Source organism: Gluconobacter roseus (assembly GCF_046058915.1).
Taxonomy (GTDB): domain Bacteria; phylum Pseudomonadota; class Alphaproteobacteria; order Acetobacterales; family Acetobacteraceae; genus Gluconobacter; species Gluconobacter roseus_A.
On the sequence record NZ_CP175538.1, the window covers coordinates 1,060,760 to 1,077,501 of the forward strand.

A 16,742-nucleotide genomic window follows, 5' to 3' on the forward strand; every position below is an offset into this window, starting at 1 on the left:
GGCGAGTCACCAATCATCTCGTTCTGTCACATGGCAGGAGCTTCAATGATCCCCGAATATGGCAAGATCATGCCCCATTCAGGGCATTTTCCTCTCAGATCGAAACCTGCCGCCCCAGTGTCAGAAACATGCCCGCATCGAGAATATCCTTCTCGCGGTTTTCCATGGTGCGGACGAGTTCATCGTCCTGCCCCCAGGTCGCAAGCTGGGATTTTTCATCATTATTGGCCCAGAGCACCGCATCCACGAGGCTGACAGCCCCGCCCACGACCGCAAGCGACAGAAGCAGACTGCCCGTCGCCTGCGCCAGAACGCCCAGAACCGCAAGTTCCAGATCGCCCTGCGTCGCCAGAAGCTGCCTTAGAGCCTCCAGATAGCCCTCAGGCTGCACAACCGGCATGAGACCATCCGTTACACTCGGGTGGATCCCGTAACCCGAAAGCCAGGCAAAAACCTGCTCCGCAACCGGGCTGACGCCGTCCGCGCAGTAGCACAGACCGTCATCCACCCCGAATCCGAGAAGCATATCCCGCGTGGCCTGCGGATCAGGCGCAATCCGCTCGATCATCGTCCCGGCCATCCGCGTCAAAGGCAGCGAGTCCGGCGTGAAGGACGCCCCTTCCGCAATCTGCCCCCACTCTCCCGCAATGGCCTCGGCCAGCGCAGAGGAACGCACGGCAAGAACCTTTCCCTGCGGCAGCCGGATCGGGCGCCCGTCCAGACGCGGCTCGAACAGCCCGTCTTCCTGCGCGACCGAAACCGCTTTCCAGAAACGTTTATGCCCGCTCAATGCAGAACTCCCAGAGCCCGAAGGATATCCCCGGCCTTCGAATGATGAACCTTGACCGCCGCAGGAGCCGGACCAGCCTGCCCTTCCCGTGCCGCAGCCAGTGGCGCGGTGCAGGGATCGGCCGCATTGCTGTCCCCGCCGATCGTCACATGAAAGCGCCCGCCCGCATCACGATCCTGTTCGACATGCGGCGCATCCAGCGTCCCCGTGACCACAACCGGCGTGGAGGCCCCGGCGCCTTCAAAATCCACCACCGGCAGAAGGTGCAGATCCAGAGCCTGCGTCCCAAGCCCTACCGTGCCACTCCCCGATGTGGAGAACCGGCCGGACTGAAGCCCCAGCGTATCGAGATGCGCCACATCGTCGGCAATATTCATATGCAGCCCAAGGCAGCGGAGCGACCGCGCGCCCTTCCCCAGCACCACACTCGCCGCAGACCCGGCCAGTTGCCCGAGCAATTCGCTCTGCATCTGACCATCCACGAGCGACACGCCCAGATGCCCGTCCAGTGACCGGCGCAACTCGTCGGAACTGTTTCCCTTGGCTGAAAGCTGGCCCACGATCTGCACAGGCCCCTGAAGCAGTTGCGGCATCCCCAGTTGTTTCTCCAGCAGCCCGGCCGGAAGCATCAGCGGCTGGAACGTCACGCTGCCCGTCACCGGAAGCGCGCTGGCATCCAACTCCGCCATGCCCGAAAGCGGCAGCCCCTGTGCCTGCCCTGAAATCGGGTCTAGACGCAGATGCCCGCCCGACAGCGTCAGACGCGTCGCAAGCTCAGTATATTCACGACCCGCATAGACCACCCTGTCCGCCGAAAGATGCAGGTTCAGATCCTGCGCCCGAAGTCGCCGGACCCAGGACGGTGTCAGATCAGGTGTGCTGGCAGCCCCCGATGCGGCGGACGAATGATCCGGCGCACTCGGAACGGCGCTTTCATCCTGCGGCGACACAGTCTTTGGCGCGGCAATGCCCGCTCCCGGAAGTGCCGCCGGCACTGTGGGAGCTGGCACGGCAGATGGTGCAGGCTGGAGCCACAACCCCTTGAGCGCATCAAGATCCATCCGCGCAGAATGCAGCTTTCCGCTCACAATTGGCGGCACGTCATGTCCCAGAACCAGCGCCAGAGCGCCGTCCAGCGCCACTTCCTGACTGCTGAACTGTAACCCGTCGAGCGTCATGTTCTCGCGGTCATGCCCGTCCAGCGTGCCATGCAGGCTGACGTCATGCAGAACCGCACCCGGCAGATGGAGCGTCTTGCTGCTTCCTTCCGCCACGAGATGCCCGTTTTCCGCGCCGATCGTTCCCGAAAGGGCAAAACGGGCACTGTCCTGCGCATTGAGCGAAGGTGCACCGGACAAAAGCGTCGTCTGGCTCCGCAGTTGCACCGTCAGCGGAACAGCGGTCTTCAAACCGTCGCGCCAGGCTGCAAGCGCCTGCTGCATCGTCCCCGCCCCGCCTTCGACATGCCAGGCCGTGTCCCGCCACTGCGTATCCGCCGTCACGGTCAGGGCCGCATCCGGACCGGTCGCATCGACATGCAGGTTTCGCAACGCACCCTGACGCAGCCCGACATAGCCGGCATGCAGATGCACCCGCGTCGGATTCATGCTGCCCAGAACCCGCTGCAGAAGCGCGTTCCCATCCAGACCCGTCAGCGGTCCGGGACTGCCCTGAACCGCAATATCTCCACCAAGGGCCGGCACATTCGGAAGATTGGCATGCGGGAACAGGCGATGCGCGTCCTGAAGGTTGGGCCACTCACCCTGCGCCGTCAGAACCACGTTTTCCATCCGCGAGGGATTGCCGATCCGCCCGTCCAGATTCAGCCAGTCGCGCTTTTCGCCATCGCCCAGCGTCGTCCCGATGCTGAACGCCCAGGGGTCTGTACCCCGGATCTGCGACAGGTTGCCGACATGCCCCTTGAGCGTGAACGGCGTGCCCGCATGATGCCCCTGAAGGCTGATCCACGGGCTCGGACTGCGCAGCCCGTCCAGATCCAGCGAGTCCACCCCGAAAGACCCGCTCGTATGGGTCAGACGGTCGTTCCAGAGCACGGCCGCCTGCGCGACATGCAGCCCGTCCAGCGACAGATCCCAGTGCGCATGAATCCGCTGCCCGCTCCGCCCGCGCACGGGAAGCGAGGCGTCCTCGTTCTCACGATCCGGCGTCAGAGACCAGTTCGCCTGCCCGTCCAGACCACGAACAAGATTGACCGTTGCCCCTTCGACCACGAAATCCTGAAACCGGACCTCACGGTGCAACAGGGCAAAGACGGCAATCCCGGCATGGATCGTATGGGCCTTGAGAACCGGCGCCTGTCCATCGCGCGTCAGCACGACGTCGGACGCTTCAAAGGCCGGCCAAGGCAGAAGCTGTACCGACGAATGACGGACCTGCATCGTAAGCCCCGTCTGGTGCTTCAGCGCCACAGCCACACGCTCGCGCAGCGCGTCCTGATCGATCAGGACATGCGTGGCCACACTCACACCCACAATGGCAACGATGACGGCAATCAGAACGCCGGTCAGCTTCTTCATTTTGCAGGCCCCCGGCCCTTGCTGCTGCTCCCACCCCGGACACGCTTGGGCGCCGGCGTCTCACCGGGCACGAAGCCCAGCGTGCGGAACGTCTCGCGCATATGCGGCGGCAAAGGTGCCGTCACGATCAGGCGCCCGCCTGCGGGATGCGGAATATCAAGCTGGCGCGCATGCAGATGCAGCCGGTCGATGAACCCTTCCGGATGCGCGGCTTTCCCGCCATAGCGCGGATCACCAACGATCGGCGTTCCGATGGATTCGGTATGCACGCGAAGCTGATGCGTCCGCCCGGTCAGCGGAGACAGTTTCAGCCAGCTCAGCTTCTTGCCCGCCGCATCGAGCGTCTCATATTCCGTCTTGGCCGAAGCCGCGTCTTCCTCATCGCGCGACGCTGCAATCACCAGAGCCGCACCACCCGCACCGATCTTCGCCAGAGGCTGATCGATAATGCCGGATTCCGGCGAGGGCCGCCCGACGACCACGGCCCAGTACGTCTTTTCCACATCGCGCCCACGGAAAGCTGCCGCAAGCTTCGCCGCCACACCCGGCGTGCGCGCAATCAGCAGGATGCCGGACGTGTCACGGTCGATCCGGTGCACCAGACGCGGCCGGTCCCCGCCCTCGGTCCGCAGACCATCGAGCATCATGTCCACGTGCTTGGTAATGCCCGGACCGCCCTGCGTCGCAAGGCCCGATGGCTTGTCGAGAACCAGCAGATGATCGTCCTCGTAGATCACCATCTTCCTGATCTCGCGCGCCAGCATCGGATCCGGCGGCGGCAGGGGTGCGGGCTTGTCCACGTCCGGCAGTGGCGGGATGCGGACGCTCTGTCCGGGGATCAGGCGCGTATTGGTCTGAACACGCCCTCCCTCCACGCGGATCTGTCCCTTGCGGCACAGTTTCTGGAGCGCGCCCTGCGTCAGATTGGGGTAGTGACGTCTGAACCAGCGGTCGAGGCGAATATCGGCCTCATCCTCGGTCACGATGCGGTTGGTAACTGTCATGGTTCGCGGGATGCCCTCTTGGCGGCCCGCATGTCCAGAAGTTTTCTGATACGCCCCTCATGTCCGCGGTCCGTGGGATGATAAAGGGACGCTCTGGGCATCCCGTCCGGAAAGTAGTTCTGACCCGAAAACGCGTCCTCGCTGTCGTGGTCATATTCATAGCCCTTGCCGTACCCGATATCCTTCATCAGGGACGTCGGCGCATTCAGGATATGCGACGGCGGCATCAGACTGCCGGTATCGCGCGCCAGAGCGCGCGCCGCCTTATAGGCCGCATAGACCGCATTGGATTTCGGCGCGGTCGCCAGATGCACCACGACCTGCGCCAGCGCCAGCTCACCTTCCGGAGAACCCAGACGTTCATAGGTCTGCCACCCCGCCACGGCCATCGGCAGCGCAGACGGATCGGCCTGCCCCACATCCTCGGCCGCAAACCGCGTCAGGCGCCGGGCAATGTAACGTGGGTCTTCCCCGCCCTCCAGCATCCGCGCAAACCAGTACAGAGCCGCATCCGGATCGCTCCCCCGCAGCGATTTGTGCAGGGCGGAAATGAGATTGTAGTGCTCTTCCCGGTCCCGGTCATACAGGATCGCCCGGCGCGACAGGATTGCCGCCAGATCACGGGGCGTCAGAACTTTCGATGGATCAAGCGCCACAAGCTGCTCAACCATGTTCAGCAGATACCGTCCGTCCCCATCCGCCATGGCCCGCAGACTCGCCCGCGCTTCGGGATCGAGCGGGAGAGGACGACCGACTTCCTCTTCCGCATGCACGAGCAGGCTCTCAAGGCTCGCATCATCTAGCCGGTTCAGCACCATAACCTGACACCGCGAGAGCAACGCCGCGTTCAGCGCAAAGGACGGGTTCTCCGTGGTCGCCCCCACCAGAACCACCGTCCCGCGCTCCACATAGGGCAGAAATCCGTCCTGCTGAGCCCGGTTGAAACGATGGATCTCGTCCACGAACAGCAGCGTCCCCTTGCCCGTCGCGGCCTGCTTCTTGTCCGCTTCCTCAAACGCCCGCCGCAGATCCGCCACGCCGGAAAAAACAGCCGAAATCTGCGAGTAAAACAGCCCCGCACGTCCCGCCAGAAGCCGCGCGATCGTCGTCTTGCCACATCCCGGACCACCCCACAGAATCAGGCTGGACAGCGTGCCCCGCGCCAGCATCCGCGTGAGTGTTCCTTCAGGCCCGAGCAGATGATCCTGCCCCCGCACGTCTTCCAGCCGCTTCGGCCTCAGACGGTCCGCCAGAGGCTGTGTCCGCGACGGCGGACGGCGCTGCACCTGCGGCGCTTCGATTGGACATTGTTGCCGCATGTTTTCTGGCGCGCGGGACGGGCCACGGCCTGAAGCCTGTCCCGGAGCACGGTTCGCCTCAGGAGCACCGCCGAAAAGATCTGTCATGTCGGTCACTGGCGTCTCCCGCTCCCCGGTCCATCATCAGAAGGTCTGCCCTTCCAAGATAGGGAGCCCGGCCGGTCAGGAAAATCCCCGGCTTTACGTTCCCGGAGCATAACCCCGGCCGCTGCCTTAATGAAGGATGCGCCGCAGCACACCGGGCAGCAGCATCGGCAGCGGATTGACCGACAGATCCGGCTTCTCGACCGTCCCGTGCAGTTCAAACGTCGCCGCCAGCAGCCCGCCGCCCTTCTCGGGAGACAGCAGATGCCCCAGCACCGGCAGCCGTCCGGGAAGCGCATTGAGCCCGAACAGCGGGACGATCGTCCCGTTCAGGTTCAGTTTGGACGTCGTCAGATCAATCGGCCCTTCCATCGTGGCCCCAAGCGCCTGATTGCCGATCACCCCGTCATGCAGCACCAGCAGGTTCCCCGCCAGGCTCAGACGTGTCGCCAGATGACCGATCTCGAACCGGTCCAGATGATTGGTCAGCCAGTGCAGCGGCGACAGATCCGATACCGCCGTCAGGCTCAGCGGCGGCCGCAGGAACTGCGACGGCCCCATTTCCACATGTCCGCGGAACGGCGGCAACCCGCCCCACAAACCGGCCGATTTCGTGTTCCGTCCTTCCGGAATTTTCCGCACTGTCGTCTCGTCCGGCGTGAACACCCCGTCCAGATGCGTCTGCCCGCCCCGGATACGGTCATACAGCCCCAGGCCCTCAAGCAGCGTCCCCAGATTGTCGATATCCAGCACGAACGGATGCTCGCGTCCCGTATCGGCCAGAACTGCCCGGACCCTTGTTGGCGCATCGAGTGCAAACCGCCCCGAGGTCAGATGCCCGTTCCGCAGTTCGATCTGCGAGACGACACCCCCAACCTGCGCCTTGGGACCATAATAGACATGCGGCGCATTCAGACTGATGGACCAGTTGTCTCCCATCGACGCGCCTTTCGCCTTCGCACCGCCCGGCGGTGCAGGCGTGGCCGCTGTCTGGGGATGCGGTGCGAACATCGGCGCCAGATCCAGCGGATCGGCATCGACCGTCACCCCGATCGGCTGCTCCACACTCTGCGGCAGGGCAATCCGCGCATCGCCCTCTGTCCGGCCGATCCGGAAGCCTTCAAGCACAATCCCCGTCAGCTTGCCCGCGCGCGTAACGCCGCGTCCCGCGACCGAAAGCCCGGTCCCATGCGCCTGCAAACCGTCCAGAACCACCATCCGGCCGTTCTGAAACCCGATATGTGCCATGGCCGTCGCAGGCTCACCCAGCGGCTTGGCCCAGATCGGCACGGTCAGAGCCGCCTGGGCCATATCCAGCGACAGCTTCAGATCGGACGTCTCATTGGCCTGCTGCACGAAATGCGCATTCAGAACCGCATGCCCGTCAAACAGACCGCCCGGCGCAATCCGCGCTTTCGCAGCAGATACCGGGTCCAGAACCGAGCGCGCATCAATCGTCTGCAACACCCGCGACGGCGCCCCGCCCTCGAAATTCTCATGCAACACGACATGCGTGGGAATCCCCGCAAGCCGCCCGTCCCCCGTCAGATCCAGCGCATCCTCGGTGGCGGACATCGTCCCCGACGCCCCATCCACCGGCTGCCCCATCAGCACATTCCCCAGATGCACGCCTGAGAACGCCGCCTGCGTCCAGACATGCAGTGCACCGTCCGGAATATTGGCGACCAGTGGCAGCGTCATGCGGACATGCGCGTCCACCATCCCCGAAGGCTGCGTAAACGGCAGCGGATGCCGCGCCAGAAGATGTAGCCGCGGATGGGCCAGTGCAGACATGAACCCCTGTAACGGTCCGGTCAGATGCGTGGAAATATCCCCGGTCTGGTCCTTGGCATACAGATCCCCGATCCGGATCTCCCCATCCGGCAGCAGCACGTTTTCCTTCACACCCGTGGACTGCACACCCTTGCCAAGATCAATAACCAGCGTGTCCGGCCCATCGAAATGCAGCGATGCCTCCAGCCCTGTCGCAGGTGGAACGGGCCGCAGCCAGTGCGCCGTCAGGCCATGCCCGCTCAGCTGCCCCTGAACCGAGACCGGCATGATTTTATCCGGACCCTTATCACTGTGCAGATGGGCCTTGACCTCAAGATCGCGCCCGGTCCCGTCCGTGATGTTTTTCGAAATCCAGCGCCGGCCACCCTTGACGATGGCGGCCGGCCAGATGGAGCCCAACGTGGCAAAGCGGATGCCATCCAACCCGGCCTCGGCATCCCCGTCCATGACCTTGGGCTTCTGCAGATCATCCAGCCTCAGACTGGCCGAGGCATGAACATGCGTCAGCGCCCCCCCGCTATCGGCCACATCAAGCCCGGCGGACGGTACTTCGACCGTAGCACCACCCTGCACGCCCGGACGGTCCATCCGCAGATGCACGGTCGCTTGCCCCGCATGCAGATGGATCGGATCGGCGGTTTTCTGGAAAACCTGCCCCTCACCCAGCGACAGCTTCAGCACGAGGTCCGAAGGCTGCTCATCCATACCCTGGGGCACGAATATCGCCCGTGCGTCGAGCGCCACCGGAACATGCCAGTCCGCAGCCAGCGGATTGAACGCGCCAAGCTGTGCGGGCTCGAACGGCGTGCTGTTCAGATGCAGCTCGCCGAGTTTTCCGGCCTGCCGCGCCTGCGCCGTCAGCGTGGTCTGGAAACCGTCGAGCATAATTCCGGCCTGCCCCGTTCCGGTCCAGACGAAATCCTGCCCATGCGGCGTCATACGCAGGCGGCGCGCATGCATTTCCACAGGTCCAATCACGGCAGTCCGGTCCTGTGGCAGACCGGCAAGCGTGATGGCGACGTTATGAACATCAACGGCACGGAGACGATCGAGCCGTGTCGGAACACCACGCCCACCGCGCTTCTGCTCCGGCAGGTCCATGTCCACATCGCCATCGGGCAGGCGTCGCAGGGCCAGCGTGGCATTCTCAAGCCGCAGGGTCCGGGGCGCGATCACGCCCTTGAACAGGGCGCTCAGCGACAGGACAGCATCGGCCTCGTCAGCCCGCTCTGCAATCAGGTTATCAAACCGGGTGACTTTCAGCCCGCGCGCCATCAGCACCAGTCCGGCAGGAACGCCTCCGGCCGAAGGCTGCCACTGGATGCGCAGCGTCTCCCAGCTCAGCCGACCGGCCGGATGCCCCGGACGCTTGCCCGCCGCGATGGCCACAGGCTCCACAAGGCGGGAGACGCGGGTGATATCCACCGGACCATGCGCCAGCTCCCACAGGAACACGCTGCCCGCAGCCGCCGCGAGTGCAACAGGCGTCATGCAGACCAGCGCAACCCAGCGCGCGATATGGAAATGCCGGGGCATATGAGGCCCCGGCCGGAACGGACGGAAACGCCTGTGAGGAGGGCGCGGGAAGTCGGGGACGGCCATAGACGGTCATCGGCGCGTTTCCGGCCAGTCTCCCTCGTAAAAAGTTTTCAGATGAAGCCGTCAGGCTTTTGAAGAGAGATCCCGGAAGGCTTCAGCCACCAGTTCGGCATGGGTCGCAGGCTTCACCTTGCGCCACACATGCCGGATGATCCCCTTGCCATCGACCAGGAACGAACTGCGCTCCATGCCCATATAGGTCCGCCCGTACATGGATTTCTCAACCCATGTTCCGTAAGCCTCGGCCACGGCATGATCCTCGTCCGAAGCCAGCGGAAACTCCAGACCGTATTTCGTGGCGAATTTCTCGATCTTCGCCACCGGATCGGGGCTGACACCGATAATGGCCAGACCCTCAGCCTCGAACTTCGGCAGCACTTCCTGCAGCCCGCAGGCCTGCAGGAAGTGCTGCCCGGCGTATCTGCCTTCGGATAGAAATACAGCAGATAGGGCTTTCCGCTCAGCCCCGCGCTGCTGACAGTGCGGCCACCCGAAGCTGGAAGCGTGAAATCTGGCGCGCGATCGCCCGGCTGAAGGCCGGAAGGCTGGGAAGTGGCTGTCATGAGCGGCATGATTGCCTGACCCGTCCGGCACGATCAAGGCAAACCGGACGGAAACCGTTCAGTATCCCGAGATCAATATCCCGGATACATGCCCGGATAGGCCGGAACCGGCTGCGGGGGGCCGTAAACGACCCGCGGCTGGGGCGCATAAACAACAGGTGGCGGGGCATAAACAACAGGTGGCGGGGCATAAACCACCTGCGGAGGCGGCGGCGGAGGACCATAAGGCTGCGTCAGAAGCGCACCGCCCACGGCCCCGAGCGCCAGCCCACCGAGAATCCCGCCGACAATCGCGCCGGAATGATCGCGGTACCCACCATGCCAGCCTCCGCGCGGACCGCCATATCCATATCCCGGACCACGCCCGCCACCATGCCAGTGCGCCTGTGCCTGCGGCACAATCGCGTTCGGGACAATGGCGGAGCCGATCAGCAGGGGAGCGGCCATAAGAACTGCACGTGTGATGCGACGCATGGCATCTTTCTCCTCAAAACACATGGACCAAAAGCCCCCGCGAACAGGAACTCCCTTCGTCCATGAGAAAGATCATGCCCGCTGAAAATGGCAGCAAGAGGCGTCAATCATGGCAGGAGGCGGACAAATTGTAACAGCGCCCTGTAACACTCCTGCCCGCCGGTTTCAGCGTGGCGGATCGACCCGGTGATAGCCCGGCGGCGGATCGAAAATCTCGACGGGCTGCGGCGCGCGGCTGACGGACACTGCCTCCAGGACCGGTCGGCCACCATGCGTCGCACCCAGCATCAGCCCGTCATCCGTGTAACAGAAAGCAGTCGTCTGGCTGTCGCTGTCCGCGCTTTCCCAGATCGTGCAGGGCTCCCCCGCAATCCTGCCTTGCTCCAGATTGCGCCAGAACCCGGCCGCAGGTGTGCCGGGTGTCGCGAAGCTGTCGCTGCCCGGTGCGGATGTAACGGTCGCCGTGTGGTTCGTACTGTCCAGCACCATAAGGGTATGCGTGCGATAATCCGTCAGCATGATCGTCGCCGAACCCTCCGGCTCAACCCGCTGACGCCACAGCGCAGACGTCCAGCGCATCCGCTGATGCAGATGCTGCCCGTTCGGCCCCGTCAGAACATAGACAATATCGGCGTCATGCAGTGGCGTTACGAGCGGAGCCTGGACCGGAGGCGGCGTCACGGACGGCACGTCCGCTTTCGCCGCGGATCCACAGACGGCGCCCAGCAGAACACAGACCGCACCACCAACGACACGCACGGATGGCATCTTCACTTCCGGTTTCCATCCGCAGGGCCGCTGGGCGGCTGATCCGGGGCAGATACAGACCCATCGCCCGAAGAGTTGTTCGGAACGGAAGGCTGCGTCGTATCGGGCTGCACAGGCTGGCCCGGCAGAGGCGCGGCAGAACCCGGCATTGCTGTTTCGGGTGCTGGCGTGTCGTGACTGCCGATGACAGAATTATCGGAGTCCGAATTGTCAGGAGATGTCGACTCAGGCGTTGTCGTCTTCGTATCGCTGCTTGAAGCCTCCGGCACCGGAGACGGCGTTGCACTGCCTGCTTCGCTCTGATGCGCAGGACGGCCTTTGGGCTCCAGCACATGGAAGCCTGCCGGCGGCTCGAACGTTGAGGCCGGGATGTCCTGATAGGTCACCGAAACGGCCTTGATGGAGCCTTCGACACCATCCGCATCAACCCCGTTTTCTGCCAGAATGACGCCGTCATCCGTCACGCAGGCGGTCGCCTTGCCATGGCTGCTCTCGATGTTCCAGCGTTCGCAGGCCACGCCCGCCACGGTTTCATGACCTGCCGCCGTGTACTGCATGTCCAGATCGAGCATGAACGGATTGTGCAGCCCGTGGTTGGGGTGCAGACGCGTATAGACCTGCCGTTTCATCATCACGAGCGTCACCTGCTGCGCCGGACGATCGAGAATGGTCACGCCATTGCCATCCTGCGAGTCGATCCGCAGCAGATCACCCGCGCCCGAGAACGCGACCTTTACCGTATCGGGACCACCCTTGGTCGTGCTCGACGGTGTAGAAAGCTGATAGACAACCGTGACATCCCGCGTCGGCGTCAGGCGCGGATGATCGTCCGCATAAGCCTGTTCCGGCAAAGCCCCCGCCCACAGCCCCGCGGCCAGTGGCGCGGCAAGCGCGGCATGTAGGAAAGCGGGGCGCGAGAAAACAGTCATGGCGGATCTCCGGCAGGCGCGCGCAGTGACGCAATGGACTCACGCAGGGCCTGAAGGCTGAAATCCTCAGGCCAGACCGCGCGCACGGTCAGCGCCTGATGAAGCAGGGACTGATAGTTCGCCGCCGGAATCCCGATACCGCCCAGCCCCGTCAGATGGGGCGTCGTGTATTGTGTATCCAGTAGCGTGTACCGTCCCTTGCGCAACCCCGCGACAAGATGGACCAGCGCCACCTTAGAAGCATCACGTTCGCGCGAAAACATGCTCTCGCCGAAAAAAGCCCCCCGCAGGGACACGCCATACACCCCGCCAACCAGCTTTCCGCCTTCCCGGACCTCGATGGAATGGGCGTTTCCCTGCCGGTGAAGCGCGCCGTAAAGCCTGCGGATCCGCTCGCTGATCCAGGTCGTCTCCCGACCCGGCGCAGGCTCGGCACAGGCCAGCATGACCTCATCAAAACCCTGGTCCGCCGCCACTGTCATCCGCCCCGACATGACCAGCCGCATCAGCTTCTTCGGGACATGCATCCCGTCGAGCGGCATGATCCCGCGCTCTTCCGGCAGATACCAGGCCAGCTCCGTGCTTTCGGCATCGGGCGCCATGGGAAAGATCCCCGCGGCATAGGCCTGAAGCAGAAGATCCGGGGTTATCTCGTCCATGATGGTACAGTCTTTACGTGGAGCCTGATGCGAAACCGCAGGGGAAAACATGGCCGCACTGGCAGCGGACATGATAGACGTGGACCATCGACAGGGAGACCGCCAGTGCCGCTAGCCTTCATTTACGTCATTATTCTCGCCATCCTTGGCGTCCTGCGCCTTGCGATGCCGGAAGCACATGGCCTGCTGATGATCCTGGCCAAGATCAGCGCCACCTGTCTCGTGATCTCGGCACTCGTGGATCTGTGGATGATGCGCGAAGGAAGCGAGCCCCCCTCCATGACAGAGGCCTCGTTTACAGCAGACTGATCAGCACCAGCAGAAGCCCGGCCATCGAGATGCCCCAGATCAGGCTGCGGATGGGCCCCCAGCCGAACGCATAGGCCGGAATATAGATGGCGCGGGCCAGGAAGTAGATCCCCGCACCCCAGCCTGTCAGCGGGCTGTAATGGCCCGACACCCAGGCCAGAAGCACGGCGCCGATAAAGATCGGCAGCGTCTCTGCCAGATTGGCCTGCGCACGCTTCAGACGCGCCGCCATTCCCGTATAGCGTGGCGGATCGCCGTCGCGGTTGCTGCTCGCCCATTGCAGACCGTCCTGCTGGCGGCAGGCCGCGGCGGTCAGGAAAAGCTGGACGACTGCCAGCACCAGTGTCCATCCAAGCCAGACAAGACCGATCGGCATGGGCTTTTCCCCGGAAGTTCCTGAAAATCAGGAAAATGTTTCAGATGTGCCCGTTCCCCCTGCACGCAGGTCGGCGGCCGCTTCCTTAACGGCCAGTCCATGCGTGCGTTCCAGACGGCGGATCGTGAAATGTGCCCGCGCCAGCGCACGATAATGTGCAAGGAACGCCGCATTGAGCGACGCCCCACACAGCGCACCCGCCACCGGCACCATTTGCAGCGCGAATTTGCGCGACAGCCCGATCCCGTAATGCGAGGCGACTTCAGCCATCAGCATCACGATCGGCCGTCCCCGCAGCAGCGCCCGCGCCGAGAAGAACCCGAGTTCACCCTCGTCATCATTCTGACGTGCCGGGAAACTGCGCAGCGCAAAGACTTCCAGACAGGCCCGACGCGTATCTTCGTTCCGAAGGTCCTCGCCTTCCTCACGGGCAATGCGCGCAATTTCGCGCATGATCGTCAGCGTGGTGAAGCCGACATCCGGCGCCAGACCGAAGATCCCTCCAAAGCCACCCAGCGCACCGGAGACGGCCACGGCAGCCTGCCCCATATTCTCGCGCAACGGATCGCGGACGGCAGGCGCATCATTATCGATCCCCAGAATGGCGACCTTGAAAGCGCGTTCGATCGCGACTTCCGCCGTCTTGTGGAACTTCTCCTGAACCGACGGCGCAAGTCCCAGCCCCTGCATACCGAGTTGCGTGGCCTGTCCGACGGCGCCGCCCATCAGGTCTGCAAGACGCACGAGCACGCCGCGGCCCTGTTCCACCTTTTCGAGAACCGACTGAAGCTGGGCAAGGGAATCCCCGTCCAGCGCCATCGAAGCGAATTCGCTGGTCGGAAGCTGCGTGTCATTCACTGCGGTCATGACGATCAAAACTCCTGTTCGTAAGACCCGAAACCGTTTACCGGATAGCAGGTTTCATATCCTAACATGGCGCCATCATGGGGATATCGGCTCCATGAGGCCACTGGTAGGGTGAGGAGAATTACAACAATGACCGTATTATCGCGCTGGATCCTGTCTGCTCCGCTGGCAGCCAGCCTCCTCATCCCGGCCGGTTTTTCGGCCCATGCCGCCACGACCCATACCCGCCATCACGCATCGCATGGCACGGCCAATCTTCCGCAGATGGGGCCGAGCGCAGGTCAGATCGTCGGCGCACCCGCCAAACCCCTGACTCCGGCACAACAGGCAGCCCTGCCCGACGAAGGCGCACCGCCTCCGCCACATGGCTATACGGAAGTGGAAGACTCGGAAGCCGCCCTCGCCAGCTACAGCGACCGCGTCCGCACCCATCTCCCGGTCGGCATGCCCGGCACCAACGCCCAGCAGAAAACCAACGGCCCCAACAATCTGCCGTCCCATTTCTCGATCTTCGGCATGCCGGTGAAGTTCAACGCCCCGGTCCAGTCACCCTATGAAGACGAAGACTCCCCGACGAGCTATGCCGGCCATCCGGTCAACGGCCAGACCAACATGCTCGTGAACGGCGACTCCTCCGCCATTCACTGACGACACGCGTTTTCAGGCGCGCGTCCAGCCCCCGATCCCTGTCAGGTGGCGGAACTCCGCATTCGTCACCGGCGCCACGGACAGTCGGGACTGTTTCAGCAGCGCCATTTCCGCCAGAGCCGGATCAGCCTTGATGTCGGCAAGGCTCACCGGATGGGCAAACGCCCCCTTGGCCTTTACATCCACACAGACCCAGCGCGGATCGTCCGCCGTCGGGTCCGGATAGGCTTCCCGCACAACCTCCACCACGCCCACGATGCGTTTCTCACTCACCGAATGGTAGAAAAGCGCCAGATCGCCGGTCTTCATGGCCGAGAGATTGTTGCGCGCCTGATAGTTGCGCACCCCGGTCCAGGGCTCGACGCCGTTCCGGACCTGCTCCGCCCACGAAAACGCTTCGGGCTCCGATTTCACCAGCCAGTACGCCACGGTCCACTCCTGCCGCATGGGCATTTAACGCTCAATTCCGTGAAACGTGATAACAGTGATCGGAACAATGGGACAACGCGCCTCTTCCGAATATGATTGCTTCGGACTATTTCAATAGGGAACTAATCGCCGCGTTACCAATCTGCCGAGGTCCGTGTCCCTGTGCGCCCTACCCCCAACCTGCTCCATCGCTATGCCAATCCGGGGCAGTTCCTGCGTCTGGCGCATGCGCTCCTGCCCTGGCTGAGCAGCGGCGCCATCCTTTTTCTGGTCGTCGGCGTCATCTGGGGCCTGTTCATCGCCCCGGCCGACTGGCAGCAGGGCGACACCGTCCGCATCATGTATGTCCATGTCCCGATGGCCTGGCTGGCCTCGTCCTGCTACCTCGGCCTTGCGATCTGCGGTGTGCTCTCGCTGGTCTGGCGTCATCCGCTGGCGGATCTTGCCGCTATCGAGATCGGCCCGGTCGGCGCCTGCGCCGCCGCCCTGTGCCTCATCACCGGTTCGCTCTGGGGTGAGCCGATGTGGGGCACATGGTGGGTGTGGGACGCCCGCCTGACCTCCATGCTGGTGCTGTTCTTCCTGTATTTGGGCCATATCGCCCTGATCCGCGCCTTCGATGAACCCGCCCGTGGCCAGCGCGCCGCCGCGATCCTTGCCCTGGCCGGCGTGATCGACCTGCCGATCATCAAGTTCAGCGTCCAGTGGTGGAACACCCTGCACCAGCCCGACAGCATCACCCTGACTGGCGCCCCCACCATGTCCATGATGATGCTCTGGCCGCTGCTGATCTGCACGATCGGCTTCACGCTCGGTGTCGCGGCCGTCATCTTCACCCGGCTCAGCGCCGCCATCCATGAAAGCCGCGCGCGCCAGCTTCTGGCCCGTTCGCGCCTCGACCGCAGGGACAGCCAAGTCGCATGATGCATCTCCCGAACCACTGGCCCTACATCGCGGCCTCATACGGCCTGACGCTGGGCTGCTCGCTCGTCCTTGGTGTCGGCGCGGCTCTGCGTCTGCGGAAATCCAAGGCCCGTCTGGCCGCCGTTGAAGGCCATGCCCGCCGTCGTGAAAGGTCAGCATCATGACCCGCAAGACCCGTCGCCTCTGGATCGTCATCGCCTGTCTGGCCTGTGTCGGCTCCGCCGCCGCCCTGACGCTGCGAGCGTTCTCGTCCAATATCGTGTTCTTCATGGCCCCCTCGCAGGTGAAGGCCAACCCGCCTTCGCCTGACCGCACCATTCGCCTCGGCGGCATGGTCATGGCCGGCAGCCTGCACCGCATCAACGAGAACGGCACTCCCGTGAACGCCTTCGAAGTCACGGACGGGCAGGCCGCGGTCGAGGTCCATTACACCGGTATCCTCCCTGATCTGTTCCGCGAAGGGCAGAGCGTCGTCGCCCTAGGCACCGTCCAGAAGAATGGCGGCTTCACGGCCAGCGAAGTCCTCGCCAAGCATGACGAGACCTACATGCCCAAGGAAGTCGCGGACGAACTCAAGCGCACCGGCAAATGGGACCCACGCTTCGGCAAGGCTCCGGACGCATCGAGCTGGGACACCATGACCGCAAAGAAAGCAGGGGGCTGACCGCC

At 63.8% G+C, this 16,742-nt stretch carries 17 protein-coding genes and 1 pseudogene; 5 read left to right on the top strand and 13 right to left on the bottom strand.

The window, feature by feature from the left end:
* Positions 1 to 94: 94 nt before the first annotated feature.
* The 10 genes and pseudogenes from ACJ2A4_RS04960 to aat all read right to left on the bottom strand — a co-directional run bounded on the left by ACJ2A4_RS04960 (position 95) and on the right by aat (position 12,520).
* On the bottom strand, positions 95 to 790 hold the full coding sequence (locus ACJ2A4_RS04960; RefSeq protein WP_408873850.1) for an ATP12 family protein: 696 nt from the start codon (positions 788 to 790) through the stop codon (positions 95 to 97).
* A complete protein-coding gene (locus ACJ2A4_RS04965; RefSeq protein ID WP_408873851.1) occupies positions 787 to 3,327 on the bottom strand; it encodes an AsmA family protein in 2,541 nt (846 codons plus the stop codon). Before ACJ2A4_RS04965 ends, ACJ2A4_RS04960 begins: the two co-directional genes overlap by 4 nt.
* Positions 3,324 to 4,331, bottom strand: coding sequence for an RluA family pseudouridine synthase (locus ACJ2A4_RS04970; RefSeq protein WP_408873852.1), 1,008 nt, complete (start codon positions 4,329 to 4,331; stop codon positions 3,324 to 3,326). The genes ACJ2A4_RS04965 and ACJ2A4_RS04970 overlap by 4 nt, the downstream gene beginning before the upstream one ends.
* Entirely contained in the window at positions 4,328 to 5,737 is a 1,410-nt protein-coding gene (locus ACJ2A4_RS04975) for a replication-associated recombination protein A (protein ID WP_408873853.1), read from the bottom strand. The genes ACJ2A4_RS04970 and ACJ2A4_RS04975 overlap by 4 nt, the downstream gene beginning before the upstream one ends.
* A gap of 126 nt (positions 5,738 to 5,863) precedes the next feature.
* Positions 5,864 to 9,064 (bottom strand): AsmA-like C-terminal region-containing protein, encoded by a 3,201-nt coding sequence (locus ACJ2A4_RS04980; protein ID WP_408873854.1) that lies wholly within the window; start codon positions 9,062 to 9,064, stop codon positions 5,864 to 5,866.
* A gap of 126 nt (positions 9,065 to 9,190) precedes the next feature.
* Positions 9,191 to 9,699, bottom strand: a pseudogene (gene bcp, locus ACJ2A4_RS04985) (thioredoxin-dependent thiol peroxidase).
* 63 nt (positions 9,700 to 9,762) lie between these two features.
* The gene (locus tag ACJ2A4_RS04990) at positions 9,763 to 10,164 is read right to left on the bottom strand and encodes a hypothetical protein (protein ID WP_408873855.1); all 402 of its coding nucleotides are present in this window, start codon (positions 10,162 to 10,164) and stop codon (positions 9,763 to 9,765) included.
* A gap of 165 nt (positions 10,165 to 10,329) precedes the next feature.
* Positions 10,330 to 10,932: a hypothetical protein gene (locus tag ACJ2A4_RS04995; RefSeq protein WP_408874102.1), complete on the bottom strand. Its 603-nt coding sequence runs from the start codon at positions 10,930 to 10,932 to the stop codon at positions 10,330 to 10,332.
* Between the two features lie 2 nt (positions 10,933 to 10,934).
* Positions 10,935 to 11,861 carry a hypothetical protein gene (locus ACJ2A4_RS05000; protein WP_408873856.1) on the bottom strand — a complete coding sequence of 309 codons (927 nt, stop codon included), beginning with the start codon at positions 11,859 to 11,861 and terminating at the stop codon, positions 10,935 to 10,937.
* Positions 11,858 to 12,520, bottom strand: coding sequence for a leucyl/phenylalanyl-tRNA--protein transferase (gene aat, locus ACJ2A4_RS05005; protein WP_408873857.1), 663 nt, complete (start codon positions 12,518 to 12,520; stop codon positions 11,858 to 11,860). Before aat ends, ACJ2A4_RS05000 begins: the two co-directional genes overlap by 4 nt.
* Positions 12,521 to 12,625: 105 nt before the next feature.
* Here aat and ACJ2A4_RS05010 point away from each other — a divergent pair, with 105 nt between their 5' ends.
* A complete protein-coding gene (locus tag ACJ2A4_RS05010) occupies positions 12,626 to 12,829 on the top strand; it encodes a hypothetical protein (protein ID WP_194259193.1) in 204 nt (67 codons plus the stop codon).
* On the opposite strand, the gene ACJ2A4_RS05015 is transcribed toward ACJ2A4_RS05010, so the two are convergent.
* Both ACJ2A4_RS05015 and ACJ2A4_RS05020 read right to left on the bottom strand, forming a co-directional pair.
* Positions 12,816 to 13,205 (bottom strand): MAPEG family protein, encoded by a 390-nt coding sequence (locus tag ACJ2A4_RS05015; protein WP_194259194.1) that lies wholly within the window; start codon positions 13,203 to 13,205, stop codon positions 12,816 to 12,818. The genes ACJ2A4_RS05010 and ACJ2A4_RS05015 overlap by 14 nt on opposite strands.
* A 27-nt stretch (positions 13,206 to 13,232) precedes the next feature.
* Positions 13,233 to 14,072 (bottom strand): EcsC family protein, encoded by an 840-nt coding sequence (locus tag ACJ2A4_RS05020; protein ID WP_408873858.1) that lies wholly within the window; start codon positions 14,070 to 14,072, stop codon positions 13,233 to 13,235.
* 129 nt (positions 14,073 to 14,201) lie between these two features.
* On the opposite strand from ACJ2A4_RS05020, the gene ACJ2A4_RS05025 reads away from it, so the two are divergent.
* Entirely contained in the window at positions 14,202 to 14,720 is a 519-nt protein-coding gene (locus tag ACJ2A4_RS05025) for a hypothetical protein (protein WP_062507402.1), read from the top strand.
* Positions 14,721 to 14,732: 12 nt separating this feature from the next.
* Here the strand turns inward: ACJ2A4_RS05025 and ACJ2A4_RS05030 are convergent, their stop codons facing one another.
* A complete protein-coding gene (locus ACJ2A4_RS05030; protein WP_408874103.1) occupies positions 14,733 to 15,149 on the bottom strand; it encodes an EVE domain-containing protein in 417 nt (138 codons plus the stop codon).
* 162 nt (positions 15,150 to 15,311) lie between these two features.
* Here ACJ2A4_RS05030 and ACJ2A4_RS05035 point away from each other — a divergent pair, with 162 nt between their 5' ends.
* From ACJ2A4_RS05035 to ccmE, 3 genes are read left to right on the top strand one after another with little or no spacing between them, the layout of a single operon-like run.
* Positions 15,312 to 16,073, top strand: a complete 762-nt coding sequence (locus tag ACJ2A4_RS05035) for a heme ABC transporter permease (protein ID WP_325062835.1) — start codon at positions 15,312 to 15,314, stop codon at positions 16,071 to 16,073.
* The gene (locus ACJ2A4_RS05040) at positions 16,070 to 16,237 is read left to right on the top strand and encodes a hypothetical protein (RefSeq protein ID WP_167494559.1); all 168 of its coding nucleotides are present in this window, start codon (positions 16,070 to 16,072) and stop codon (positions 16,235 to 16,237) included. The genes ACJ2A4_RS05035 and ACJ2A4_RS05040 overlap by 4 nt, the downstream gene beginning before the upstream one ends.
* Positions 16,234 to 16,737 carry a cytochrome c maturation protein CcmE gene (gene ccmE, locus ACJ2A4_RS05045; protein ID WP_062507398.1) on the top strand — a complete coding sequence of 168 codons (504 nt, stop codon included), beginning with the start codon at positions 16,234 to 16,236 and terminating at the stop codon, positions 16,735 to 16,737. Before ACJ2A4_RS05040 ends, ccmE begins: the two co-directional genes overlap by 4 nt.
* Positions 16,738 to 16,742: the final 5 nt, after the last annotated feature.

What these genes read in the sequence shown, in the direction of transcription:
- ACJ2A4_RS04970 (WP_408873852.1), bottom strand. Translation starts at nt 4,331, where the DNA reads ATGACAGTTACCAACCGCATCGTGACCGAGGATGAGGCCGATATTCGC.
- ACJ2A4_RS04990 (WP_408873855.1), bottom strand. Translation starts at nt 10,164, where the DNA reads ATGCGTCGCATCACACGTGCAGTTCTTATGGCCGCTCCCCTGCTGATC.
- ACJ2A4_RS05040 (WP_167494559.1), top strand. Translation starts at nt 16,070, where the DNA reads ATGATGCATCTCCCGAACCACTGGCCCTACATCGCGGCCTCATACGGC.
- ACJ2A4_RS05020 (WP_408873858.1), bottom strand. Translation starts at nt 14,072, where the DNA reads ATGACCGCAGTGAATGACACGCAGCTTCCGACCAGCGAATTCGCTTCG.
- ACJ2A4_RS04995 (WP_408874102.1), bottom strand. Translation starts at nt 10,932, where the DNA reads ATGCCATCCGTGCGTGTCGTTGGTGGTGCGGTCTGTGTTCTGCTGGGC.
- aat (WP_408873857.1), bottom strand. Translation starts at nt 12,520, where the DNA reads ATGGACGAGATAACCCCGGATCTTCTGCTTCAGGCCTATGCCGCGGGG.
- ccmE (WP_062507398.1), top strand. Translation starts at nt 16,234, where the DNA reads ATGACCCGCAAGACCCGTCGCCTCTGGATCGTCATCGCCTGTCTGGCC.
- ACJ2A4_RS05000 (WP_408873856.1), bottom strand. Translation starts at nt 11,861, where the DNA reads ATGACTGTTTTCTCGCGCCCCGCTTTCCTACATGCCGCGCTTGCCGCG.
- ACJ2A4_RS04965 (WP_408873851.1), bottom strand. Translation starts at nt 3,327, where the DNA reads ATGAAGAAGCTGACCGGCGTTCTGATTGCCGTCATCGTTGCCATTGTG.
- ACJ2A4_RS04975 (WP_408873853.1), bottom strand. Translation starts at nt 5,737, where the DNA reads ATGACAGATCTTTTCGGCGGTGCTCCTGAGGCGAACCGTGCTCCGGGA.
- ACJ2A4_RS04980 (WP_408873854.1), bottom strand. Translation starts at nt 9,064, where the DNA reads ATGCCCCGGCATTTCCATATCGCGCGCTGGGTTGCGCTGGTCTGCATG.
- ACJ2A4_RS05015 (WP_194259194.1), bottom strand. Translation starts at nt 13,205, where the DNA reads ATGCCGATCGGTCTTGTCTGGCTTGGATGGACACTGGTGCTGGCAGTC.
- ACJ2A4_RS05025 (WP_062507402.1), top strand. Translation starts at nt 14,202, where the DNA reads ATGACCGTATTATCGCGCTGGATCCTGTCTGCTCCGCTGGCAGCCAGC.